Source organism: Enterobacter sp. HK-058-C-ECC (assembly GCF_047531125.1).
In the GTDB taxonomy this organism is placed as follows: Bacteria; Pseudomonadota; Gammaproteobacteria; order Enterobacterales; family Enterobacteriaceae; genus Enterobacter; species Enterobacter quasiroggenkampii.
In genome coordinates this window covers 180,283-205,190 of record NZ_JBLKCH010000006.1, presented here as the reverse complement: position 1 = coordinate 205,190, position 24,908 = coordinate 180,283, and the positions used below count along the sequence as shown (strand labels likewise).

At 57.8% G+C, this 24,908-nt stretch carries 19 protein-coding genes and 1 riboswitch; of the genes, 13 read left to right on the top strand and 6 right to left on the bottom strand.

Going from position 1 to position 24,908, the window contains the following annotated elements:
- The first annotated feature begins 2 nt into the window (after positions 1 to 2).
- Entirely contained in the window at positions 3 to 1,403 is a 1,401-nt protein-coding gene (leuC, locus tag ACMWJS_RS14090; protein WP_008501999.1) for a 3-isopropylmalate dehydratase large subunit, read from the top strand.
- A 10-nt stretch (positions 1,404 to 1,413) separates the two neighbouring features.
- Complete coding sequence (gene leuD / locus ACMWJS_RS14085) at positions 1,414 to 2,019, top strand: 3-isopropylmalate dehydratase small subunit (protein WP_023616037.1); 606 nt, start codon at positions 1,414 to 1,416, stop codon at positions 2,017 to 2,019.
- A gap of 91 nt (positions 2,020 to 2,110) precedes the next feature.
- Here leuD and ACMWJS_RS14080 read toward each other — a convergent pair whose 3' ends face one another.
- The 3 genes from ACMWJS_RS14080 to sgrT all read right to left on the bottom strand — a co-directional run bounded on the left by ACMWJS_RS14080 (position 2,111) and on the right by sgrT (position 3,932).
- Positions 2,111 to 2,263 (bottom strand): Hok/Gef family protein, encoded by a 153-nt coding sequence (locus ACMWJS_RS14080; RefSeq protein WP_414747214.1) that lies wholly within the window; start codon positions 2,261 to 2,263, stop codon positions 2,111 to 2,113.
- Between the two features lie 216 nt (positions 2,264 to 2,479).
- Positions 2,480 to 3,658, bottom strand: coding sequence for a sugar efflux transporter (locus ACMWJS_RS14075; RefSeq protein ID WP_414747213.1), 1,179 nt, complete (start codon positions 3,656 to 3,658; stop codon positions 2,480 to 2,482).
- A 121-nt stretch (positions 3,659 to 3,779) separates the two neighbouring features.
- Positions 3,780 to 3,932, bottom strand: coding sequence for a glucose uptake inhibitor SgrT (gene sgrT / locus ACMWJS_RS14070; protein WP_045907787.1), 153 nt, complete (start codon positions 3,930 to 3,932; stop codon positions 3,780 to 3,782).
- An 88-nt stretch (positions 3,933 to 4,020) separates the two neighbouring features.
- Between sgrT and sgrR the strand changes: the two genes are divergently transcribed.
- The 4 genes from sgrR (at position 4,021) to thiQ (ending at position 9,096) form a co-directional block, all read left to right on the top strand.
- Positions 4,021 to 5,676, top strand: a complete 1,656-nt coding sequence (sgrR, locus tag ACMWJS_RS14065) for an HTH-type transcriptional regulator SgrR (protein WP_126534272.1) — start codon at positions 4,021 to 4,023, stop codon at positions 5,674 to 5,676.
- Positions 5,677 to 5,712: 36 nt separating this feature from the next.
- Positions 5,713 to 5,813, top strand: a riboswitch (TPP riboswitch).
- Between the two features lie 31 nt (positions 5,814 to 5,844).
- Positions 5,845 to 6,828, top strand: coding sequence for a thiamine ABC transporter substrate binding subunit (thiB, locus tag ACMWJS_RS14060; protein ID WP_414747212.1), 984 nt, complete (start codon positions 5,845 to 5,847; stop codon positions 6,826 to 6,828).
- Complete coding sequence (gene thiP, locus ACMWJS_RS14055) at positions 6,804 to 8,414, top strand: thiamine/thiamine pyrophosphate ABC transporter permease ThiP (protein ID WP_414747211.1); 1,611 nt, start codon at positions 6,804 to 6,806, stop codon at positions 8,412 to 8,414. Before thiB ends, thiP begins: the two co-directional genes overlap by 25 nt.
- Complete coding sequence (gene thiQ, locus ACMWJS_RS14050) at positions 8,398 to 9,096, top strand: thiamine ABC transporter ATP-binding protein ThiQ (protein ID WP_262765812.1); 699 nt, start codon at positions 8,398 to 8,400, stop codon at positions 9,094 to 9,096. The genes thiP and thiQ overlap by 17 nt, the downstream gene beginning before the upstream one ends.
- A 28-nt stretch (positions 9,097 to 9,124) precedes the next feature.
- Here thiQ and ACMWJS_RS14045 read toward each other — a convergent pair whose 3' ends face one another.
- Positions 9,125 to 9,892: a DedA family protein gene (locus tag ACMWJS_RS14045; protein WP_414747210.1), complete on the bottom strand. Its 768-nt coding sequence runs from the start codon at positions 9,890 to 9,892 to the stop codon at positions 9,125 to 9,127.
- Positions 9,893 to 10,020: 128 nt separating this feature from the next.
- On the bottom strand, positions 10,021 to 10,866 hold the full coding sequence (gene araC, locus ACMWJS_RS14040; RefSeq protein WP_023293301.1) for an arabinose operon transcriptional regulator AraC: 846 nt from the start codon (positions 10,864 to 10,866) through the stop codon (positions 10,021 to 10,023).
- Between the two features lie 337 nt (positions 10,867 to 11,203).
- Here araC and araB point away from each other — a divergent pair, with 337 nt between their 5' ends.
- The 6 genes from araB (at position 11,204) to rluA (ending at position 21,431) form a co-directional block, all read left to right on the top strand.
- Positions 11,204 to 12,913 (top strand): ribulokinase, encoded by a 1,710-nt coding sequence (gene araB / locus ACMWJS_RS14035; protein WP_414747209.1) that lies wholly within the window; start codon positions 11,204 to 11,206, stop codon positions 12,911 to 12,913.
- Positions 12,914 to 12,923: 10 nt separating this feature from the next.
- Entirely contained in the window at positions 12,924 to 14,426 is a 1,503-nt protein-coding gene (araA, locus tag ACMWJS_RS14030) for an L-arabinose isomerase (RefSeq protein ID WP_045907781.1), read from the top strand.
- An 89-nt stretch (positions 14,427 to 14,515) separates the two neighbouring features.
- Positions 14,516 to 15,211, top strand: coding sequence for an L-ribulose-5-phosphate 4-epimerase (araD, locus tag ACMWJS_RS14025; RefSeq protein ID WP_008502011.1), 696 nt, complete (start codon positions 14,516 to 14,518; stop codon positions 15,209 to 15,211).
- 155 nt (positions 15,212 to 15,366) lie between these two features.
- Positions 15,367 to 17,724 carry a DNA polymerase II gene (gene polB / locus ACMWJS_RS14020; protein WP_414747208.1) on the top strand — a complete coding sequence of 786 codons (2,358 nt, stop codon included), beginning with the start codon at positions 15,367 to 15,369 and terminating at the stop codon, positions 17,722 to 17,724.
- Positions 17,725 to 17,852: 128 nt separating this feature from the next.
- Complete coding sequence (gene rapA / locus ACMWJS_RS14015; RefSeq protein WP_196346976.1) at positions 17,853 to 20,759, top strand: RNA polymerase-associated protein RapA; 2,907 nt, start codon at positions 17,853 to 17,855, stop codon at positions 20,757 to 20,759.
- A gap of 12 nt (positions 20,760 to 20,771) precedes the next feature.
- The gene (gene rluA / locus ACMWJS_RS14010) at positions 20,772 to 21,431 is read left to right on the top strand and encodes a bifunctional tRNA pseudouridine(32) synthase/23S rRNA pseudouridine(746) synthase RluA (protein WP_008502014.1); all 660 of its coding nucleotides are present in this window, start codon (positions 20,772 to 20,774) and stop codon (positions 21,429 to 21,431) included.
- 28 nt (positions 21,432 to 21,459) lie between these two features.
- On the opposite strand, the gene djlA is transcribed toward rluA, so the two are convergent.
- Positions 21,460 to 22,275 (bottom strand): co-chaperone DjlA, encoded by an 816-nt coding sequence (gene djlA, locus ACMWJS_RS14005; RefSeq protein ID WP_008502016.1) that lies wholly within the window; start codon positions 22,273 to 22,275, stop codon positions 21,460 to 21,462.
- A gap of 239 nt (positions 22,276 to 22,514) precedes the next feature.
- On the opposite strand from djlA, the gene lptD reads away from it, so the two are divergent.
- Positions 22,515 to 24,890 carry an LPS assembly protein LptD gene (gene lptD / locus ACMWJS_RS14000; RefSeq protein WP_045907776.1) on the top strand — a complete coding sequence of 792 codons (2,376 nt, stop codon included), beginning with the start codon at positions 22,515 to 22,517 and terminating at the stop codon, positions 24,888 to 24,890.
- The last annotated feature ends 18 nt before the right edge of the window (positions 24,891 to 24,908 follow it).

Here is a 24,908-nt window from a genome sequence, read left to right as displayed (position 1 = left end):
TCATGGCTAAGACGTTATATGAAAAGTTGTTTGATGCGCACGTTGTCTACGAAGCACCAAACGAAACCCCACTGCTGTATATCGACAGACATCTGGTACACGAGGTGACCTCTCCCCAGGCATTCGACGGCCTGCGCGCGCACAAGCGTCCAGTGCGCCAGCCGGGTAAAACCTTCGCGACGATGGATCACAACGTTTCCACCCAGACTAAAGACATTAACGCCTCGGGTGAGATGGCGCGTATCCAGATGCAGGAGCTGATTAAGAACTGCAATGAATTCGGCGTTGAGCTGTACGACCTGAACCATCCGTATCAGGGCATCGTCCACGTGATGGGCCCTGAGCAGGGGATTACCCTGCCGGGCATGACCATCGTCTGCGGTGACTCGCATACCGCAACCCACGGCGCGTTTGGCGCCCTGGCGTTCGGGATTGGCACTTCCGAGGTGGAACACGTGCTGGCGACGCAGACCCTGAAGCAGGGTCGCGCCAAAACGATGAAGATTGAAGTGAAGGGCAAAGCGGCACCAGGCATTACCGCGAAAGATATCGTGCTGGCGATTATCGGTAAAACCGGCAGCGCAGGCGGTACCGGCCACGTCGTTGAGTTCTGCGGCGACGCTATTCAGGCGCTGAGCATGGAGGGTCGCATGACCCTGTGCAACATGGCCATTGAGATGGGTGCCAAAGCCGGGCTGGTCGCGCCAGATGAAACGACCTTTAACTATGTGAAGGGCCGTCTGCACGCGCCGAAAGGGCAGGATTTTGACGACGCGGTAGCCTACTGGAAAACCCTGAAAACCGACGACGGGGCAACGTTTGATACCGTTGTCACGCTGCAGGCAGAAGAGATTGCCCCTCAGGTGACCTGGGGGACCAACCCGGGTCAGGTGATTTCCGTCAACGACGCCATTCCCGATCCGGCTTCCTTCGCCGATCCGGTCGAGCGCGCCAGTGCGGAAAAAGCGCTGGCCTATATGGGGCTGAAGCCCGGCGTGCCGTTGACCGACGTGACCATTGATAAGGTGTTTATCGGCTCCTGCACCAACTCCCGTATCGAAGATTTGCGTGCGGCGGCAGAGATCGCCAAAGGCCGTAAAGTCGCGCCGGGCGTGCAGGCGCTGGTCGTTCCAGGCTCCGGTCCGGTGAAAGCCCAGGCGGAAGCCGAAGGTCTGGATAAGATCTTTATCGAAGCAGGCTTCGAGTGGCGCCTGCCAGGCTGTTCCATGTGTCTGGCCATGAACAACGATCGCCTGAATCCGGGTGAGCGCTGTGCCTCCACCAGCAACCGTAACTTTGAAGGCCGTCAGGGCCGCGGTGGGCGCACCCATCTGGTCAGCCCGGCAATGGCCGCCGCTGCGGCAGTCACCGGCCATTTCGCCGACATTCGCAGCCTGAAATAAGGAGACAATCATGGCAGAGAAATTTACCCAACATACAGGCCGGGTTGTCCCCCTGGACGCCGCGAACGTCGATACTGACGCCATTATTCCTAAGCAGTTTTTGCAGAAGGTGACGCGTACCGGTTTTGGCGCGCACCTGTTCAACGACTGGCGTTTCCTGGACGACAAAGGCGAAGTGCCTAATCCGGAATTCGTTCTGAACTTCCCGGAATACAAAGGTGCCTCCATTTTGCTGGCGCGGGAAAACTTTGGCTGCGGCTCGTCGCGTGAGCATGCGCCCTGGGCGTTGACCGACTACGGCTTTAAGGTGGTTATTGCTCCCAGCTTCGCGGATATCTTCTACGGCAACAGCTTCAACAACCAGCTGCTGCCGGTGACGCTGAGCGATGAGCAGGTCGATGAATTGTTTGCGCTGGTTAAGGCAAATCCGGGTATGTCGTTTGAAGTGGATCTGGAAGCGGAAGTGGTGAAAGCCGGGGATAAGACCTACAGCTTCAGCATTGATGCGTTCCGCCGTCACTGCATGCTGAACGGTCTGGACAGCATTGGTTTGACGCTGCAGCACGAAGACGCCATCTCAGCGTATGAGAAAAAACAGCCTGCGTTTATGGGCTAAAGGCAATGGCCCGCGAAATGCGGGCCATTGATAAGGGTGCGTTGAGGCTCAACCACTCTGGAGAGGCGGGGAAACTTCCCCGCCCATACCGCTAACGTTTTGCTTCGTAAGCCAACACTGCCGCCATTTCTGTTTTCTCCTGTCTGAAATGCAATTCACACAACGAATCACGGACCATCCAGGTGAAGAACAACAACGTCGTACAGATCAGAAATAAACCTAACAGCAGAGTACGTTTTGGCATTCCAGCCTCCTTATTGCTTTTCGGCAATGAAGAGACTAACCTCGCAATGTTGGTTGTGAAGTTGGTCTCCCCATCAATCTTTTGATGTGGGACTCTCCACTGTTTGCCTCTTGCGAAAGCCTGAGGCAAACAGCCTCAAGCACCCGCCACGCACTCTATTCCCCTTCGTGATCTCTGTCAGAATGTCGTTCCATTTTGTGAAGCCGTCTTCCAGAATCACACGTCTTTTACCCGGCAGGTCAGCAGGAGCGTCACAACGGATAGCGCCGCAATCATCCAGTAAACCGACGTATGGCCATAGCTTTGCGCCAGCGCGCCCTGGATCACACCGGCCAGAATCACCCCGGTTGAAATACTGTTCGTAAAGAGCGTCGTGGCCGATCCTGCGCGTCCGGGCATCAGATCCTGAAACCAGAGCATGCCGATTCCGGCGACGATGCCAATAAACACAGCATTAAACAGCTGCAGCGCCAGCAGCGCTTCGCGCGAGTGGAATAAGATCAGCCCAAGATAAAACAACACCCCGGCTGCAACCGCAACCACCATCATTTTGCGTTTACCGAAACGCTTTACGTAATATCCCGCCAGAATCATTGCCGGAATTTCCAGCCCGGCAGCGGTCCCCATTAAGATCCCCGCAAGCTTGTCCGGTAAGCCCAGATCGCTGCTGATCCACAGCGGCATGTCAATGATGTACATGGTGTTGCAGGTCCACATCAGCGTGGAGGCAATAAACAGCATACGGACGTTCTTGTCCTGCCAGCCGCTCACCTGGGTGAGCGGTTTATCCGTTGTCTGTTCGACGCGCGCCACGGACGGCAGCGCGAAGGCTATCAGCGCCAGGCTGATGACAAAAATCCCGGCCGCGATGGTGAACATGGTGGTAAAGCCGTAGTTCAACGCCAGCATAAAGGCCAGCGGCGGACCAATGACCCACGCCAGCGAGAGCTGGGCACGCATCACCGAGCTGAACATCACCACTTCCCGTGCCGAGCTATCCGCATATTCCCGCGCCAGCGCAAACAGCTGCGGCATGGCGGTATTCGCCAGCGACGCCAGCAGCACGCCGCAGGTAATGAGCGTCAGATAATGACGGTTAAAAGCAAAGAGCAGCGCGTTACCCACGGCCATGGTGCAGCAAAAGAGGATCAGCTTGCGGCGATCGCCCTGGCTGTCCGATCGTTTCGCCAGCGCGAGGCTGACCAGGATCCCGGCAATCGCGTTAACGGTATAAAACAGCCCCACCCAAAACGGCTGCGCCCCCACCTCGCGGCTGAGAAACAGGCTCAGCGTCGGCGCCTGCAGCGCCCCCGCCACGCCCATCATAAAGGCCACCAGCATAAAAGCGGCATACACGCCGTTCAGGCGTCGCCCCATCGTCATCAACCACAGCATGCGCAAGTCCTTGTGAAAGCGAATCGAAATTGGGTGAAAGAATAAACGAAAAAAGCCAGCAAAAAACATTTTGCTGGCGGGTGATAAGCACCAATACTCAGTCACACATGATCGAGGCGAGTCAGCGAGAAGAGGCCGGTTTCGTAACGTCCCACTGCATCAGTTCTTCTAGCATTTTCAGCCGTTGCTCTGCACACTGGCGGGCCAGCCAGGACGATCCTTTTGTCGCTGAAAAGTACTGCTGATAAAACTGACGTGCGGTAGACCTCTTCATCATTTACCTCCTCGCTTCATCGGGAAGCATTATTGGCCTAATATAGGGATTAATAAATTGCTGGTTTTTTGTCAGGAGTTCCCCTTTTATGCCTTCCGGTCGTCTGCAGCAACAATTTATCCGCCTCTGGCAATGCTGCGAGGGGCAATCGCAGGAAACGACGCTCAACGAGCTGGCTGACCTGCTTAGCTGTTCCCGCCGTCATATGCGCACGTTGCTCAACACCATGCAGCAGCAGGGGTGGTTAAGCTGGGAAGCGGAAGCGGGACGCGGGAAACGCTCGCGGCTGACCTTTCTCTACACCGGGCTGGCATTGCAGCAGCAGCGTGCAGAAGACCTGCTCGAGCAGGACCGCATCGATCAGTTGGTCCAGCTGGTGGGCGACAAAGCCGCCGTGCGCCAGATGCTGGTTTCCCATCTCGGACGCAGTTTTCGTCAGGGCCGACACATTCTGCGGGTACTCTACTATCGGCCAATGAAAAATCTGTTGCCCGGCACGGCGTTACGCCGCTCAGAAACCCATATGGCCCGGCAAATCTTCAGCGGCCTGACGCGGATAAATGAGGAAAACGGGGAACTGGAGGCGGATATCGCGCACCACTGGCAGCAGCTTTCCCCGCGCCACTGGCGCTTTTTCTTACGCCCTGGCATCCACTTTCACCACGGTCGCGAGCTGGAGATGCACGACGTCATCGCCTCTCTGGAACGCGCCCGCAGGCTGCCGCTCTACTCGCATATTTCGCGCATCCACTCTCCCACCGCCTGGACGCTGGATATTGAGCTTTCGCAGCAGGACAAGTGGCTTCCCTGGCTGCTGGGCTACGTGCCATCGATGATTTTGCCCGGCGAGTGGGAATCGATGAACAATTTTGCCAGCCTGCCAATTGGCACCGGCCCCTACGCCGTGTCCCGCAATAACAGCAATCAGCTGAAAATCCGCGCGTTCGATGACTACTTTGGCTATCGGGCGCTGATCGACGAAGTGAACGTGTGGGTATTGCCGGATCTCAATGAAGACTTGAGCTGCGGGCTGACGCTGGAAGGCCCCACCACGGGAGAAAAGGCCGTGGAGAGCCGCCTGGAGGAGGGATGCTACTATCTCCTTTTTGACCGCCGCACCCACCGCGGGGCAAACCAGGACGTCCGGAAGTGGATCAGCCACGTGTTGTCCCCTTCCAATCTGATCTACCATGCGGAAGCGCAGTACCAGACATACTGGTTCCCGGCGTACGGCCTGCTTCCGCGCTGGCACCACGCCCGCCCGTCGCAGTGCGACAAACCCGCAGGGCTGGAGTCCATCACCCTGACCTACTACCGCGAGCATGTTGAGCATCGTTTTATCGCGAGGATCATGACCCGCCTGCTGGCAGCCGAGGGGGTCAGGCTGGACATCAGGGAAGTGGACTATGACGAATGGCATCAGGGGGAGATCGCCAGCGATATCTGGCTCAACAGCGCTAATTTTACCCTGCCGCTCGATTTTTCCCTTTTCTCGCATTTGTATGAAGTCCCGCTGATCCAGCACTGCATCGACCGTGACTGGCAGCAGGATGCCGCCCTGTGGCGTGCGGGCGAGATGAATCTTGCCGTGTGGTGCCAGCAGCTGCTGGCCGAGCAGGCCATCGTCCCGTTGATCCACCACTGGCTGATGATTCAGGGCCAGCGCAGCATGCGCGGCCTGCGGATGAACACCCTGGGCTGGTTTGATTTCAAATCCGCCTGGTTTGCGCCCCCGGAGCCATAACGCTTTCGTAATATTCACCAAATCATTACAATAGCGCCGTTCTCAACGGGGTGCTGCATCACAGATGTGCGCTGAGATAATACCCGTCGAACCTGATCCGGATAACGCCGGCGAAGGGATTTGAGGCTGTCGCTCAAAATCCTTTGCCACTCAACCCTGAGGTGCAAAGTGTTAAAAAAAGTTCTCCCCCTGCTGGCGCTGTTCGCGCTGCCCGCTTTAGCCAAACCCGTCCTGACGGTCTACACCTACGACTCTTTCTCTGCCGACTGGGGCCCTGGCCCGGTTGTCAAAAAAGCCTTTGAAGCTGACTGCAACTGCGAGCTGAAGTTCGTGGCGCTGGAAGATGGCGTTTCACTGCTCAACCGTCTGCGCATGGAAGGGAAAAACAGCAAGGCTGACGTGGTGCTCGGTCTGGATAACAACCTGCTGGAAGCCGCCTCGCAGACCAAACTGTTTGCCAAAAGCGGCGTTGCAGCAGAGGCCGTTAACGTGCCTGGCGGCTGGAAGAACGACACCTTTGTGCCGTTCGACTACGGCTACTTTGCTTTTGTTTACGACAAAAACAAGCTGAAAAACCCGCCGAAGAGCCTGAAAGAGCTGGTGGAAAGCAACCAGAAGTGGCGCGTGATTTATGAAGATCCGCGGACCAGCACGCCGGGTCTGGGTCTGCTGCTGTGGATGCAGAAAGTCTACGGCGATAAGGCGCCGGAAGCGTGGCAGAAGCTGGCTGCCAAAACCGTGACCGTGACCAAAGGCTGGAGCGAGGCCTATGGCCTGTTCCTGAAAGGCGAAAGCGACCTGGTGCTGAGCTACACCACCTCCCCGGCTTACCACATTATCGCCGAGAAGAAAGATAACTATGCTGCCGCAGATTTTGCGGAAGGGCACTATCTGCAGGTGGAAGTGGCCGCGCGTACCGCTGCCAGCAAGCAGCCTGAGCTGGCCGAGAAGTTCCTGAAGTTTATGGTTTCGCCGGCATTCCAGAATGCCATTCCCGCAGGCAACTGGATGTATCCGGTCACCAGCGTTGCACTGCCTGCAGGTTTTGAACAGTTGACCAAACCGAAAACCTCGCTGGAGTTTACGCCGCAGCAGGTCGCCGCGCAGCGTGCCGCATGGGTAAGTGAATGGCAACGCGCCGTCAGCCGCTAATTCCCGGCTGGTTGCTTCCCGGGCTGCTCGCCGCTGTCGTAATGGTGGCAGTCAGCCTGGGGGCTTTTCTTGCGCTGTGGTTTAACGCGCCGGAGAGCGACCTGCTCGCTCTCTGGCACGACAGCTACCTCTGGCACGTCATTCGGTTCTCTTTCTGGCAGGCGTTTCTTTCTGCCCTGATGTCGGTGCTCCCGGCTATTTTTCTTGCACGCGCGCTGTATCGGCGGCGCTTCCCCGGCAGGCAGGCTCTGCTGCGCCTGTGCGCCATGACGCTGATCCTGCCCGTGCTGGTGGCGGTATTTGGCATTCTGAGCGTTTACGGTCGCCAGGGGTGGCTGGCTTCGCTGTTCGGCCAGCTTGGTCTGGAATGGTCATTCTCGCCTTACGGACTGCAGGGCATCCTGCTGGCACACGTCTTTTTCAATATGCCGATGGCAACGCGCCTCTTTTTGCAGGCGCTGGAGAATATTCCAGGCGAACAGCGCCAGATTGCTGCCCAGCTCGGCATGCGCGGCGCGTCGTTCTTCCGCTTTGTCGAATGGCCGTGGCTGCGCCGCCAGCTCCCGCCCGTGGCAGCATTAATCTTCATGCTCTGCTTTGCCAGCTTTGCCACCGTGCTGTCACTTGGCGGCGGGCCGCAGGCCACCACCATTGAGCTGGCGATTTACCAGGCGCTGAGTTACGACTACGATCCCGGTCGCGCCGCACTGTTGGCGATAGTCCAGATGGCGTGCTGCCTTACACTGGTGCTGTTGAGCCAGCGGCTGAGTAAAGCCATTCCCGCTGGCAGTCATCAAATAACCGGCTGGCGCGATCCGCAGGACAGCCTGCACAGCCGCGTCAGTGATGTTATCCTGATCGGGCTGGCGCTCCTGCTGCTGTTGCCGCCGCTGCTGGCCGTTATCGTTGACGGACTGAACCTCAATCTCCTGTGCGTCCTGCAACAGCCCCTCCTCTGGCAGGCCACCTGGACCTCGCTGCGTATCGCGCTGGCTGCCGGATTACTGTGCGTCATCCTGACCATGATGCTGTTGTGGAGCAGCCGTGAGCTTTACGCCCGCCAGGCGCAAAAAGCCGGACAAATGCTGGAGCTGACGGGCATGCTGATTCTGGCGATGCCGGGGATCGTGCTGGCAACGGGCTTCTTTTTACTGTTCAACAGCACCCTCGGCCTGCCGGAAAGGGCAGACGGCATTGTGATCTTTACCAACGCCTTAATGGCCATCCCTTACGCGCTCAAGGTGCTGGAAAACCCGATGCGCGACGTCAACAGCCGCTACAGTTTGCTGTGCCAGTCGCTGGGCATGCAGGGCTGGCAGCGGCTGAAGGTGGTTGAACTGCGCGCGCTAAAGCGTCCGCTGGCACAGGCGCTGGCGTTTGCCTGCGTGCTCTCTATTGGAGACTTTGGGGTCGTGGCGCTGTTCGGCAATGACGATTTCCGCACGCTGCCATACTGGCTCTATCAGCAAATCGGCTCTTACCGCAGTCAGGACGGCGCGGTCACCGCGCTGTTACTGCTGCTGCTGTGTTTTGCCTTATTTACCGTTATCGAAAAACTTCCGGGGCGTGATGCTAAAACTGACTGATGTAACCTGGCTTTATCAGCATCTGCCGATGCGCTTCACGCTCTCCGTGCGCCAGGGAGAGATGATCGCCGTGCTTGGCCCAAGCGGTGCCGGGAAAAGCACCTTGCTCAATTTGATCGCCGGTTTTCTGCAACCTGCCAGCGGGTCGATAGCCATCGATAATCGTGATTTCACCAGCGCCCCTCCGGCTAAACGTCCTGTCTCAATGCTGTTTCAGGAAAACAACCTGTTTACCCACCTGACGGTGCGGCAAAACATCGCGCTGGGAATGCACCCGGGACTCAGGCTGAACGATGATCAGCGCCATAAGCTGGAGGTCATTGCCGCGCAGATGGGGATCGCCGGGTTTATCGACAGGCTGCCGGGCGAGCTTTCCGGCGGGCAGCGTCAGCGCGTGGCGCTGGCACGTTGTCTGGTGCGCGAGCAGCCGATACTGCTGCTGGATGAACCGTTCTCGGCGCTCGATCCCGCGCTGCGTCAGGAGATGCTGGCCCTGGTGCAGGATGTCTGTCAGCGCCAGCAGCTTACGATGCTGATGGTTTCGCACAGTATTGAGGATGCCGCACGGATTGCGCCGCGATCGGTGGTGATCGCGGAGGGACGCATTTTGTGGGATGGAGCAACAGAAGCATTAATGAGCGGAAAAGAAAGCGCTTCTGGATTATTGGGTATAAAACCGTAGGCCGGGCAAACGCAGTGCCGCCCGGCGCTTAACGGCTCACAACTTTCAACAGGATCTCACCGTACATCGGCATCAGCGGGTGGCGAATCAGCGCCACCAGCGCCACCACCGCCACACCCAGCGTCAGCGGGGCCAGCCAGAGCAGGCGAGTACGCGGGAGATAGCGCGTCAGGCGATCGATATTTGCCTTCGCGCTGCGCCACAGTCGCCAGCAGAGCCATGCCGCGAGCCACAGCAACAGCGCCGTGCCCAGCAGCAGCCACTTAAACTCACCGCTTTGCATACCGTCAGGAATATCGATGGCGGCCCCCGCGAGGATCCCCGGCAGGAAGTAGAACGGCGGCCAGAAGACGCAGCCGATAATGTTTGGCACCACGAATTTCGCAACGGGCAGGTCCAGCATCCCGGCCACCATCGGCACCAGCGGACGCGTTGGCCCAACGAAGCGGCCGACGAGGATGGTAAACATGCTGTGCTGGTGCAGCGCATGCTCGGTCTTATCCAGCAAGGCTTTGTTCTTTTTCATGAACGACCAGCGGTGCAGCGGCTTCTTAAAGCGCCAGCCCAGCCAGAAGGAGATCCAGTCGCCGAGCAGGCAGCCGATAATTCCCGCCAGCCACGCCTGCCAGAAATTGACCTCACCGCTGCCGATCAGCGCGCCAAGCCCCGCCATCATCACAGTGCCGGGCAGGATTAACCCGACAAGCGCCAGCGACTCCAGAAACGCCACCAGCGCCACGGCGATGAGCGAGTACATAACGGACTGGGTAATAAAGTGTTCCAGCAATGCCTGCATAACTATTCCGGTCAGAAAACGAATCAGCGATTCTGCTTAGCGCCCCGCACCGCGTCAAGGCAACAATTGTCTGAATAGTTTACAGGTTGCTTCCCGCATTCACCTGTTTGTTTATCTTTTTTTACCGTTTATTCACATCCTGCGCGGAATTCACTGGGGCTGGCACCGGTACATTTTTTAAATACCCGGGAGAAATAGAGCTGATCCTCAAAGCCCACGTTGCGCCCCACGGTGGCAATGGGCATCCGGGTGGTGCTGAGCAACAGCTTCGCCTGGCTGATCCGTTGATCCTCGCGCCAGCTCAACACGCTGACGCCCAGCTGCTGGCGGAACAGATGCGACAGACGCGACGGTGACAGGCAGACGTGCTGGGCAACGCTGGCGATATCAAACTGGCTATCGGCCAGGTGGTCGCTGATGTACTGGCAGGCGTCGCGCACGCGGTTATCCAGCGGCGGGTTAAGCGACGCGTTAATCGCCTCCATCCGTCGCAGCAGCAGCTGCTCAAGCAGGTTAATCGCCAGCAGTTCAGCGTAGCGCCCACCGGCCTGTCCCGCCTCGATAATCTGCGCAAAAAGTTCGCGAAACTGCGCCAGATGCACCTCATCCGGGCGATAAAAACCGGTGTGCGCAAAAATCGCCGGCCAGGAAAGCCACTCCTGCCAGTAGGCGCGCGGACGGAAATAGACCCACTGGTGATACCACTCTTTGGCATCCGGATGACGGCCGTAGTGGTGGATCTCCCCCGGCGGGAACAGCAGGATATCCCCCGGGCGGCAGACAAACTGCTGGTCGCCGTTTTTGATGATCCCTTCCCCTCGCACGGTCAGGTTGAGGATATATCCTTTCATCCCAAGCGGTCGGTCGACGTAAAAGTCGAGATATCCTTCAGCCTCGATAGGAGTCAGTCCCGCCACAAGGTGCGCGTTAAACGAGTATCCCGGCAGCAAAGGATCGTTTTGCGTTTCGGCCATAGATTCAGTTCTCCCAAGGGTCCTCAAGGAAACCAATTGTCCATATCACTAAAAGCAGGTTAAAAATGGCCCGCGAAAAGATCCAAAAAGCATCACGCCGCTTTTACGTCCGCCATGTTTCAGCCTTTCCCCCTGATTTCTCCGCCTGAGCAGGCAGATAAGCAGTAACAAAAGTGTCTATAACTGCGGCAGAAATGTCCACATTGAATATTTGCACGGCGTCACACTTTCCGTTGTAACAGCAATTTAGTCCATAAGATTAGCGGATCCTGCCTGACGACTTTTGTCCCCAGTCTCTAATGTTCTTCCATACCTCTTTTTTCGATGGAGCAACACCATGGCAATTGCGATTGGCCTCGATTTTGGCAGCGATTCGGTTCGCGCGCTGGCAGTGGACTGTACGTCCGGCAAGGAGATAGCAACCAGCGTTGAGTGGTACCCGCGCTGGCAAGAGGGGCGCTACTGCGATGCGCCAAACAACCAGTTTCGGCATCACCCGCGTGACTACATTGAGTCGATGGAAGCGGCCATTAAAACCGTTCTGGCCGAACTGACCAACGCCCAGCGGGCGGATATTGTTGGGATTGGCGTCGACAGTACCGGCTCCACGCCTGCCCCTGTGGATGCCGATGGCCGCGTGCTGGCGCTGCGTCCTGAGTTTGCCGACAACCCGAACGCCATGTTCGTGCTGTGGAAAGACCATACCGCCGTGGAAGAGGCCGAAGCCATCACCCGCCTGTGCCATCAGCCGGGCAAAACGGACTACTCGCGCTACATCGGCGGAATTTACTCCAGCGAATGGTTCTGGGCCAAGATCCTGCACGTCACCCGTGCCGACGCAACCGTTGCGCAGGCTGCAGCGTCATGGGTTGAGTTGTGCGACTGGGTGCCTGCTCTGCTCTCCGGCACCACGCGTCCACAGGATATCCGCCGCGGTCGCTGCAGCGCCGGGCATAAATCCCTGTGGCATGAAAGCTGGGGCGGCCTGCCTCCGGCAGCCTTCTTCGATGAACTCGACCCGATCATCAACAAGAGCCTGACATATCCGCTGTTTACCGACACCTTTACCGCCGATATTCCCGTCGGCACCCTCTGTGAGGAGTGGGCGACGCGCCTCGGCCTGCCGCAAAACGTGGCGATCTCCGGCGGCGCGTTTGACTGCCATATGGGCGCCGTGGGCGCGGGCGCACAGCCAAACACGCTGGTCAAAGTTATCGGTACCTCCACCTGCGACATCCTGACGGCGGATAAAGCCACCGTCGGCGACCGCGCGGTAAAAGGCATCTGTGGCCAGGTTGACGGCAGCGTGGTACCGGACTTCATCGGCCTCGAAGCCGGTCAGTCCGCGTTTGGCGATATCTACGCCTGGTTTGGCCGCGTGCTGGGCTGGCCGCTGGATCGACTGGCGGCGGCGCATCCTGAACTGAAAACCCAGATAGCCGAGAGCAAAAAGCAGCTTCTGCCGCAGCTCACCGACGCCTGGGCGAAAAATCCGTCTCTCGAACACCTCCCGGTGGTGCTGGACTGGTTTAACGGTCGCCGCACGCCGTTTGCCAACCAGCGCCTGAAAGGGGTGATTACCGACCTCAACCTGGCAACCGACGCGCCTGCGCTGTTCGGCGGCCTGATTGCCGCAACGGCCTTCGGTGCCCGCGCCATTATGGAGTGCTTCACCGATCAGGGCATCGACGTAAATAACGTGATGGCGCTGGGCGGCATCGCCCGTAAAAACCCGGTGATCATGCAGGCCTGCTGCGATGTGCTGAACCGTCCGCTGCAGATTGTGGCGTCCGATCAGTGCTGCGCGCTGGGCGCGGCGATTTTCGCCGCCGTCGCCGCGGGCGTCCATGCGGATATCCCCACTGCGCAGCAGCACATGGCGAGCGCCGTCGAAAACACCCTTCAGCCGCGTGCTCAGCAGGCACAACGCTTTGAACAGCTTTATCAGCGCTACCAGCAGTGGGCAAAAAGCGCCGAACTTCACTATCTCCCTGTCGCCGCCCCGGCCAAAAGCACCGCGGACACTACGGCAACCCTGACCCATTAAGGACACGATGATGACCATTTTTAATAACTATGAAGTGTGGTTTGTGATTGGCAGCCAGCATCTTTACGGACCGGAAGCGCTGCAGCAGGTAACGAAACACGCGGAGCACGTCGTTAACGCGCTGAACGCGGAAGCCAAACTGCCGTGCAAGCTGGTGCTGAAACCGCTGGGCACCACGCCGGATGAGATTACCCATATCTGCCGCGACGCGAACTACGACGATAAATGCGCCGGTCTGGTGGTGTGGCTGCACACCTTCTCACCGGCAAAAATGTGGATCAACGGCCTGTCTATCCTCAACAAACCGCTGCTGCAGTTCCATACCCAGTTCAACGCCTCCCTGCCATGGGACAGCATCGACATGGACTTTATGAACCTGAACCAGACCGCACACGGCGGCCGCGAGTTCGGCTTCATCGGCGCGCGTATGCGTCAGCAGCACGCAGTGGTCACCGGCCACTGGCAGGATGGCAAGGCGCAACAGCGTATAGGATCCTGGATGCGCCAGGCGGTTTCGAAGCAGGATACCCGCCACCTGAAAGTGGTGCGTTTCGGCGACAACATGCGTGAAGTGGCGGTCACCGACGGTGACAAAGTGGCCGCGCAGATCAAGTTCGGCTTTTCCGTGAATACCTGGGCCGTGGGCGACCTGGTGCAGGTGGTGAATGAAATCAGCGATGGCGACGTAAGCGCGCTGGTGGACGAGTACGAAAGCAGCTACCGCCTGACGCCTGCGGCACAGATCAACGGCGACAAGCGTCAGAACGTGCTGGATGCGGCGCGCATCGAACTGGGCATGAAGCGCTTCCTGCAACAGGGCGGTTTCCACGCCTTTACCACCACTTTTGAAGATCTCCACGGTCTGAAACAGCTGCCGGGTCTGGCAGTACAACGTCTGATGCAGCAGGGCTACGGCTTTGCCGGCGAAGGCGACTGGAAAACTGCCGCTCTGCTTCGCATCATGAAGGTGATGTCGACCGGTCTGCAGGGCGGCACCTCCTTTATGGAGGACTACACCTACCACTTCGAGAACGGCAATGACCTGGTGCTCGGCTCGCACATGCTGGAAGTGTGTCCTTCCATCGCGGTAGAGGAAAAACCGATCCTCGACGTGCAGTACCTCGGCATCGGCGGTAAAGCCGATCCGGCGCGTCTGATCTTCAACACCCGCACGGGCCCGGCCATCAACGCCAGCCTGATCGATCTGGGCGATCGTTTCCGCCTGCTGGTGAACTGCGTCGATGCGGTTGAAACACCACATTCTCTGCCGAAACTGCCGGTCGCCAACGCCCTGTGGAAAGCACAGCCGGATCTGCCGACCGCGTCAGAAGCCTGGATCCTGGCCGGTGGCGCGCACCATACCGTCTTCAGCCACGCGCTGGATCTGAACGACATGCGTCAGTTCGCCGAGCTGCACGATATCGAATTGACCGTCATTGATAACGATACCCGCCTGCCCGCCTTCAAGGACGCGCTGCGCTGGAATGAAGTCTATTACGGTTCAAAACGCTAAAGCACGGAATGCCCGGTGGCGCCGCGTTTACCGGGCCTACGATCCTGTAGGCCGGATAAGCGAAACGCCATCCGGCACTGGAGACAACAATGTTAGAAGAGCTCAAACGGCAGGTACTTGAAGCCAACCTGGCGCTGCCGAAACATAATCTGGTCACCCTGACCTGGGGCAACGTGAGCGCCGTTGACCGCGATAAAGGCGTGTTCGTGATCAAGCCTTCCGGCGTCGATTACGCGGTGATGACAGCGGACGATATGGTCGTTGTCAGCATCGAAACGGGTGAAGTGGTGGAAGGCAACAAAAAGCCCTCATCCGATACGCCCACTCACCGCCTGCTCTATCGATCTTTCCCAACCATCGGCGGTATCGTGCATACCCATTCGCGCCATGCCACTATCTGGGCGCAGGCGGGCCAGTCCATCCCGGCGACCGGCACCACCCACGCGGACTACTTTTACGGCACGATTCCCTGCACGCGTTTGATGACCGATGCGGAGATTAACGGCGAGTATGAGTGGGAAACCGGTAATGTGATCGTCGAGACCTTCGAAAAACAGGGAATCGACGCGGCGCAAATGCCCGGCGTGCTGGTGCACTCCCACGGCCCGTTTGCCTGGGGGAAAAACGCGGAGGACGCGGTGCATAACGCCATCGTGCTCGAAGAGATCGCCTATATGGGGATCTTCTGTCGCCAGTTGGCGCCGCAGCTGCCGGATATGCAGCAAACCCTGCTGGATAAACATTACCTGCGCAAGCACGGTGCGAAGGCCTACTACGGGCAGTAAACCCTTTCCGGTAGCGCTGCGCTTACCGGGCCTACGGAACCTGCAGGCCGGATAAGCGTAGCGCCATCCGGCGAAACAGGCACTGTATAAAACCCCAGCAAACCTACCTCAACCAGGCTATAATCAGGCCTGGTTTTGTTTTCTGGGATAACGGCGTGGCGCAGGCGCAAGAAGGCTTTTTACTGACCCGACACTGGCGGGATACGCCTCAGGGCACCGAGGTTGAATTCTGGCTGGCAACGGACAACGGCCCGCTGCAGGTGACGCTGCCGCCGCAGGAATCCGTGGCGTTTATTCCAGAAGCGCACGTCGAAAAAGTGAAACAGCTGCTGCGCGGTGAAAACGGCTGGCGCATTACCCCGCTTGAGCTGAAAGATTTCCACCGTCAACCGGTTTATGGCCTCTACTGTCGCGCCCATCGTCAGCTGATGCGCTATGAAAAACTGCTCCGCGAAGCGGGCGTGACGCTCTACGAAGCCGACATCCGCCCACCGGAGCGCTTTCTGATGGAGCGGTTTATTACCGCGCCCGTCTGGGTCGACGGCACTGCGCACAACGGCAGCCTCGTTAACGCGCGGCTGAAGCCGAACCCGCACTACCGCCCTCCGCTGAAGTGGGTCTCCCTGGATATCGAAACCACCCGCCACGGCGAACTGTACTGCATAGGACTTGAAGGCTGCGGCGATCGGGTTGTCTATATGCTCGGGCCGGCAAATGGTGATGCCTCTGCGCTGGATTTCCGGCTTGAGTACGTCAACAGCCGCCCGCAGCTGCTGGAGAAGCTGAACCAGTGGTTTGCCAACTACGATCCCGACGTTCTGATCGGCTGGAACGTGGTGCAGTTCGACCTGCGCGTGCTGCAAAAACACGCCGAGCGTTACCGCATCCCGCTGATGCTCGGGCGCGGCAACAGCGAGCTGGAGTGGCGCGAGCACGGTTTTAAGAACGGCGTTTTCTTCGCCCAGGCGAATGGTCGCCTGATTATCGACGGCATCGAGGCGCTCAAGTCCGCCTTCTGGAACTTCTCTTCCTTCTCTCTCGAAGCGGTGGCGCAGGAGCTGCTTGGCGAAGGCAAATCCATCGACAACCCCTGGGACAGAATGGACGAGATCGACCGGCGCTTTAACGAAGACAAGCCCGCGCTCGCCACCTATAACCTGAAAGACTGCGAGCTGGTCACGCAGATTTTCCACAAAACCGAAATTATGCCCTTCCTGCTGGAACGCGCGACGGTGAACGGCCTTGCGGTCGACAGGCATGGTGGATCGGTTGCCGCCTTTAGCCATCTCTACTTTCCCCGAATGCACCGGGCAGGATATGTCGCCCCTAACCTCGGGGAGGTGCCGCCGCAGGCCAGCCCCGGCGGCTACGTCATGGATTCCCGGCCAGGATTGTATGATTCCGTTCTGGTGCTGGACTACAAAAGCCTCTACCCGTCGATAATCCGCACCTTCCTGATCGATCCCGTCGGGCTGGTTGAGGGCCTGGCCCAGCCGGATGATGAACACAGCACCGAAGGCTTCCTCGGCGCACGCTTCTCGCGGGAAAAACACTGCCTGCCCGACATCGTGGGAAACATCTGGCACGGCCGCGATGAGGCCAAGCGCCACGGCAACAAGCCACTATCACAGGCGCTGAAAATCATCATGAACGCCTTCTACGGCGTGCTGGGTACCAGCGCCTGCCGCTTCTTCGACCCGCGTCTGGCGTCGTCGATCACCATGCGCGGGCACGAGATCATGCGTCAGACCAAAGCGCTGATTGAGTCCCGGGGCTATGACGTCATCTATGGTGACACCGACTCCACCTTTGTGTGGCTTAAGGGCGCGCATTCAGAAGAAGACGCCGCGCAAATCGGCAAAGCGCTGGTCGCCTTCGTGAACGACTGGTGGCAGGAACATCTGCAGAAAGCGCGGTTAACCAGCGCGCTGGAGCTGGAATTTGAAACCCATTTCGCCCGCTTTTTAATGCCCACCATTCGCGGTACCGATCAGGGCAGCAAGAAGCGCTACGCCGGGCTGATTCAGGACGGCGACGCACAGCGGATGGTGTTTAAAGGGCTCGAGACGGTACGTACCGACTGGACGCCGCTGGCGCAGCAGTTCCAGCAAACGCTCTATCTGCGGGTGTTTCGCAATGAACCGTATCAGGACTACGTGCGCGAGACGATAGCCAGCCTGATGGCGGGCGAGCTTGACGCGCAGCTGGTGTATCGCAAACGCCTGCGCCGCCCGCTCGCGGAGTACCAGCGCAACGTTCCTCCGCACGTGCGCGCCGCGCGCCTTGCGGACGACGAAAACGTCCGCCGCGGCCGCGCGCCGCAGTATCAGAACCGGGGCACCATCAAATACGTCTGGACGATAAACGGTCCGGAACCGGTGGATTATCAGCACTCACCTCTGGATTACGAACACTATCTGACGCGTCAGCTTCAGCCGGTTGCCGACGGAATTTTGCCCTTCATCGACGACGACTTTGCTACACTGGTTACAGGGCAACTTGGCCTATTTTGACACGTGACGAAATGGCTGCCATCCAGTACCATAGCGCCCTTTCCATTCCCGGACCCATTTTTCGATGACCGTCTTTTTTGACGGTGGTCGAACTATTGCCTGCAATTAAAGATTAGAGCCGAACAACTATGCCTTTTACACTTGGTCAACGCTGGATCAGCGATACAGAAAGCGAACTTGGATTAGGAACCGTCGTTGCCGTTGATGCGCGCATGGTTACCCTCCTCTTCCCTGCCACTGGTGAAAACCGCCTGTACGCTCGCAATGACTCCCCTGTAACCCGCGTGATGTTTAATCCGGGTGACACCGTGACCAGCCATGACGGCTGGCAGCTCAAGATTGAAGACGTAAAAGAAGAGAATGGACTGCTCGCCTACATCGGCACTCGCCTGGACACCGACGAGGCCAATGTCATCCTGCGCGAAGTGCTGCTCGACAGCAAGCTGGTGTTCAGCAAGCCGCAGGACCGCCTGTTTGCCGGGCAAATCGACCGTATGGATCGCTTCTCGCTGCGCTATCGCGCGCGTAAGTTCCAGAGTGAACAGTACCGCATGCCGTGGAGCGGCCTGCGCGGCCAGCGCACCAGCCTGATCCCCCACCAGCTGAACATCGCCCATGACGTGGGCCGTCGCCACGCGCCGCGCGTGCTGCTGGCAGATGAAGTGGGCCTGGGTAAAACCATTGAAGCGGGTATGATCCTGCATCAACAGCTGCTTTCTGGCGCCGCCGAGCGCGTGCTGATCGTGGTGCCAGAAACCCTGCAGCACCAGTGGCTGGTTGAGATGCTGCGCCGCTTCAACCTGCGTTTCTCTCTGTTCGACGACGAACGCTACGCCGAAGCGCAGCACGATGCGGACAACCCGTTTGAAACCGAACAGCTGGTGATTTGCTCCCTGGATTTCGTGCGCCGCAGCAAGCAGCGTCTTGAGCATCTGTGCGATGCCGAGTGGGACCTGATGGTGGTCGACGAAGCGCACCACCTGGTCTGGAGCGAAGATGCGCCGAGCCGCGAATATATGGCTATCGAGCAGCTTGCCGAACGCGTGCCTGGCGTCCTGCTGCTGACCGCAACGCCGGAACAGCTGGGTCTCGAAAGCCACTTCGCCCGTCTGCGCCTGCTCGATCCAAACCGTTTCCACGATTTTGAGCAGTTTGTGGAAGAACAAAATAACTACCGTCCGGTGGCAGATGCCGTCGCCCTACTGCTGGCGGGCAAGCGTCTTTCTAATGACGAACTCAACACCCTGAGCGATCTGATCGGCGAGCAGGATATCGAGCCACTTTTGCAGGCTGCGAACAGCGAGAGCGACAATGCGGAATCCGCGCGCAAAGAGCTGATCGACATGCTGATGGATCGCCACGGCACCAGCCGCGTGCTGTTCCGTAACACCCGTAACGGCGTGAAAGGGTTCCCGAAACGCGAGCTGCACACCATTAAACTGCCGCTGCCGACGCAGTATCAGACGGCGATTAAAGTCTCCGGCATTATGGGCGCGCGCAAAACGCAGGAAGAGCGCGCCCGCGACATGCTTTATCCGGAGCAAATCTACCAGGAGTTCGAAGGCGATACCGGCACCTGGTGGAACTTCGATCCGCGCGTAGAGTGGCTGATGGGCTACCTGACCGCACACCGCTCCCAGAAAGTGCTGGTGATCTGCGCCAAGGCAGCTACCGCCCTGCAGTTGGAGCAGGTTCTGCGCGAGCGTGAAGGTATTCGCGCCGCCGTGTTCCACGAAGGCATGTCCATCGTTGAACGCGACCGCGCCGCGGCGTGGTTTGCCGAAGAGGACAGCGGCGCGCAGGTTCTGCTGTGCTCGGAAATCGGTTCCGAAGGCCGTAACTTCCAGTTCGCCAGCAACCTGGTGATGTTCGATCTGCCGTTCAACCCGGATCTGCTCGAGCAGCGTATCGGCCGTCTGGACCGTATCGGTCAGGCCCATGATATTCAGATCCACGTGCCGTATCTGGAAAAAACGGCCCAGTCCGTGCTGGTGCGCTGGTTCCACGAAGGTCTGGATGCGTTTGAACATACCTGTCCGACGGGCCGCACCATTTACGATCAGGTGCATGGCGATCTGATCGGCTACCTGGCCGCGCCGGAAAACACCGACGGCTTTGACGATCTGATTAAATCCTGTCGTGAGAAGCACGACGCGCTGAAAGCGCAGCTGGAACAGGGTCGCGATCGCCTGCTGGAGATCCATTCCAACGGTGGCGAGAAAGCGCAGGCGCTGGCAGAGAGCATCGAAGAGCAGGATGACGACACCAGCCTAATAAGCTTCTCGATGAACCTGTTCGATATCGTCGGCATCAACCAGGACGATCGTGGTGAGAACCTGATAGTCCTGACCCCGTCCGATCACATGCTGGTACCGGATTTCCCGGGCCTGCCGGAAGATGGCTGTACCATCACCTTCGAGCGTGACGTGGCGCTGTCCCGTGAAGATGCCCAGTTCATCACCTGGGAACACCCGCTGATCCGCAACGGGCTGGATCTGATCCTCTCCGGTGATACCGGCAGCAGCACGATCTCCCTGTTAAAAAACAAGGCGCTGCCGGTGGGGACGCTGCTGCTGGAGCTGATTTACGTTGTGGAAGCACAGGCGCCGAAGCAACTGCAGCTCAACCGCTTCCTGCCGCCGACGCCGGTCCGTCTGCTGCTGGATAAAAACGGCACGAACCTGGCCGGACAGGTCGAGTTCGAAAGCTTCAACCGACAGCTGAGCGCGGTGAACCGCCATACCGGCAGCAAGCTGGTTAACGCGGTCCAGCAGGACGTGCACGCTATTCTGCAGCAGGGCGAAACCCAGATTGAGAAAGCGGCCAGAGCGCTGATTGATGCCGCACGCGCGGAAGCCGACGAGAAACTGTCTGCGGAGCTGTCGCGTCTGGAAGCGTTGAAGGCCGTGAACCCTAACATCCGTGACGACGAGCTGGCGGCGATTGAAAGCAACCGTCAGCAGGTGCTGGAAAGCCTCAACCAGGCTAGCTGGCGTCTGGATGCCCTGCGTCTTATCGTTGTGACGCATCAGTAACCGGAGCGCAAGATGGTGATGGAGCCGTACAATCCGCCGCAGGATCCCTGGCTGGTCATTCTGTATCAGGATGAACACATTATGGTGGTCAACAAGCCCAGCGGGCTGTTGTCCGTGCCGGGGCGTCTGGATGAGCACAAAGACAGCGTGATGACGCGCATTCAGCGCGATTATCCTCAGGCGGAGTCTGTCCATCGCCTGGACATGGCGACCAGCGGCGTGATTGTGGTGGCGCTGAATAAGGCGGCGGAACGCGAGCTGAAGCGCCAGTTCCGCGAGCGCGAGCCGAAAAAGCAGTATGTCGCCCGCGTCTGGGGTCACCCCGCGCAGGCGGAAGGGCTGGTGGATTTACCGCTGATCTGCGACTGGCCGAACCGGCCAAAGCAGAAGGTGTGCTACGAAACCGGCAAGGCCGCGCAGACCGAGTATGAAGTGCTGGAGTACGCGCCGGATAATACCGCGCGCGTCCTGCTTAAGCCGATTACCGGTCGCTCACACCAGCTGCGCGTGCATATGCTTGCCCTGGGTCATCCGATTCTGGGTGACCGGTTTTACGCGCCGCCTGAAGCGCTGGCCTTAGCGCCACGTCTGCAGCTGCACGCGCAGACGCTCACCATCACCCATCCTGCCTTCGGTAATGCGATGACGTTTAAAGCTCCGGTGGACTTCTAAAAAAAAGCCCGACACCGTCGGGCTTTTTTTATTTAAAGCCTTTCTTCTCTTTAATCAGTTCGTACGCTTTCTGAATTTCCTGCGCCTTTTGCTTCGCCATCTCCATCATTTCCGGCGGTAAGCCTTTCGCGACCAGCTTGTCCGGATGGTGCTCGCTCATCAGCTTACGATAGGCACGTTTGATCGTGGTCTGATCGTCAGAAGGCTTTACGCCAAGTACGTTACAGGCATCTTCCAGCGTCGGACCACGCTGCGCCTGCTGCCAGGCACCGCCAGATGACTGCTGGTGATAGCCGCCGCCAAACTGCGCCCCGCCCTGCATCATGCGCAGGAACTGGTCGAACTGCATACGGGAGATGCCCAGCTCTTCCGCAATCACGTATAAAACATCGCGCTCGTTAGGATGAAGCGAGCCGTCGGCGAAGGCCGCCTGAATCTGAATTTCCAGAAACATCCGAATTAAATCAAAACGGCCGAAGCAGATGCTGCGGAACTGACGCATTTTTTCGCGAAGCGGATAGTTATCGGATTTCCCGATGCGAAACGCATTTTGCGCCTCCAGGCGGGAATCACCGTGCAGATTCATGCGGTCCATAAAGACGCTGGCAATCTGAATATCGGCTTCCGTAACGCGGCCTTTGGATTTGGTTAAATGCCCCATCACCTCAAAGGTGGTGGAGAAAAAGAGTGACTGACGCTCGCGCTGATTGGCAAACCAGGCCATTTTGCGGCTGCGCGCCTTATCAAACATATGGCCAATAATAAGCCCCAGCACTATTCCCCAGAACCCGGCACCCATGATGATGGCGAACGCAACGCCGATTATTTTACCCCAATACTGCATATACTCCCCGGATAGTCATATTCCTGGCCGACGCAACGTCATCATCACTGTGTTCAAGTCACGGTCAATTGAAGGACATCGCCTATAATTTGCTTTATCATACTCGTCATTCGATAGCGAGCCTAACACTCTGGCACGCAAACGGGCAGGATTAACGCTGGTACTGCGCAGATGAGTAAGATAGTCTCTGAGCGTTTGTAAGCCGTAGCCACTGATGACGGAACAATAAAATACAACGTATGAAAAAACGTATCCCCACCCTCCTGGCCACAATGATTGGCACCGCCCTGTACAGTCAACAGGGGCTGGCGGCCGATCTCGCCTCGCAGTGTATGCTTGGCGTCCCAAGTTATAATCGCCCACTGGTGAGTGGCGATACCAATAGCTTGCCGGTAACCATTACTGCCGACAGTTCAAAAGGGACTTACCCTGACAATGCCACGTTTACAGGCAATGTCGATATTAATCAGGGCAATAGCCGCCTGCAGGCAGATGAAGTGCAGTTGCACCAGAAGCAGCCGGAAGGCGCGGCCGAGCCGGTACGCACGGTGGATGCGCTGGGTAATGTGCACTATGACGACAATCAGGTCATCCTGAAAGGTCCGAAAGCCTGGTCAAACCTGAATACGAAAGACACTAACGTCTGGAAAGGTGATTACCAGATGGTGGGTCGCCAGGGGCGCGGTGACGCAGACCTGATGAAACAGCGCGGAGAAAACCGCTATACCATCCTGGAAAATGGCACGTTCACGTCGTGTCTGCCGGGTTCAAATACCTGGAGCGTGGTCGGGAGCGAAGTGATCCATGACCGCGAAGAGCAGGTCGCAGAGATCTGGAACGCCCGCTTCAAAGTGGGTCCGGTCCCCATATTCTACAGCCCTTATTTGCAGCTCCCCGTGGGTGACAAACGTCGCTCCGGTTTCCTGATCCCGAATGCCAAATACAGCACTACGAACTACTTTGAGTTCTACCTGCCGTATTACTGGAATATCGCGCCCAACATGGATGCGACGATCACGCCGCACTATATCCACAAGCGCGGCAACGTCATGTGGGAGAACGAATTCCGCTATCTGACCCACGCCGGTGCGGGTCTGATGGAGCTGGATTATCTGCCGTCGGATAACGTTTACAAGGACGACGCCAGAAACGTCTCGGGTGATAACCGTCACCGTTGGCTGTACTACTGGCAGCATTCCGGGGTGATGGATCAGGTGTGGCGCTTTAATGTTGACTACACCAAAGTCAGCGATTCGGCTTATTTTAATGACTTCTCGTCCAAATACGGCTCGAGTACCGATGGCTATGCCACGCAGAAATTCAGCGTAGGCTATGCGGTGCAGAACTTTGATGCAACCGTCTCGACCAAGAAATTCCAGGTGTTTTCTGACCAGTCCACGCCTACCTATGGCGCTGAGCCACAGCTGGACGTCAACTGGTACCAGAATGATGTTGGTCCATTCGACACCCGGGTTTACGCTCAGGCGGTGCATTTCGTGAACACGGATTCGGACATGCCTGAAGCCACGCGTGTTCACCTTGAGCCGACGATCAATCTGCCATGGTCTAACGACTGGGCAAGCCTGAATACTGAAGCCAAGCTGATGGCGACGCACTATCAGCAAAAAAATCTTGATAATTACAACGCAACGAACAGTGCGCATCTGGAAGAGTCGGTTAACCGAACGCTCCCGCAGTTTAAAATGGACGGTAAGCTGATCTTCGAGCGTGATATGGCCCTGCTGGCGGATGGGTATACCCAGACGCTTGAACCGCGTATGCAGTATTTGTACGTGCCATACCGCGATCAGAGCAACATTCAGAACTACGACTCCTCTTTACTGCAGTCTGACTACAGTGGTCTGTTCCGCGACCGTACTTACGGCGGTCTGGACCGCATCGCCTCAGCGAACCAGTTAACGACCGGCGTCACAACACGTGTTTATGATGATGCCGCCGTTGAACGTTTTAACGTTTCTGTGGGTCAAATCTACTACTTCACAGAGTCTCGCACGGGCGATGACAATATTCAGTGGGAGAAAGACAACAAAACGGGATCGATAGTTTGGGCGGGAGATACCTACTGGCGTATGACTGACCGTTGGGGCCTGCGTGGCGGTGTGCAGTATGACACGCGTCTCGACAACGTTGCTAACAGTAGTGCAGCCATAGAGTATCGTCGCGATGAAGATCGTATGATTCAGGTAAGCTATCGTTACGCTAGCCCAGAATATATTCAGGCAACGCTACCGAAAAGCAATGATCAGAACAGCATCAACTACTGGAAATCGCCACAATATTCGGATGGTATTTCTCAGGTCGGTGCGGCAGCGAGTTGGCCCATCGCCGACCGTTGGTCAATCGTAGGCGCTTACTACTTTGACACTAACGCGAATAAAGCTGCTGACCAGATGGTGGGGCTGCAATATAACTCCTGCTGCTACGCACTGCGTGTCGGTTACGAACGTAAGCTTAACGGCTGGGAAAACAATCAAAGCAAATACGATAACGTGATTGGCTTTAACTTCGAGTTACGCGGCCTGAGTTCCAACTACGGTCTGGGTACGCAGAAAATGCTGCGCTCGAATATTCTGCCTTACCGCAGTTCCTTGTAATGTGCTTGATTTGCAACG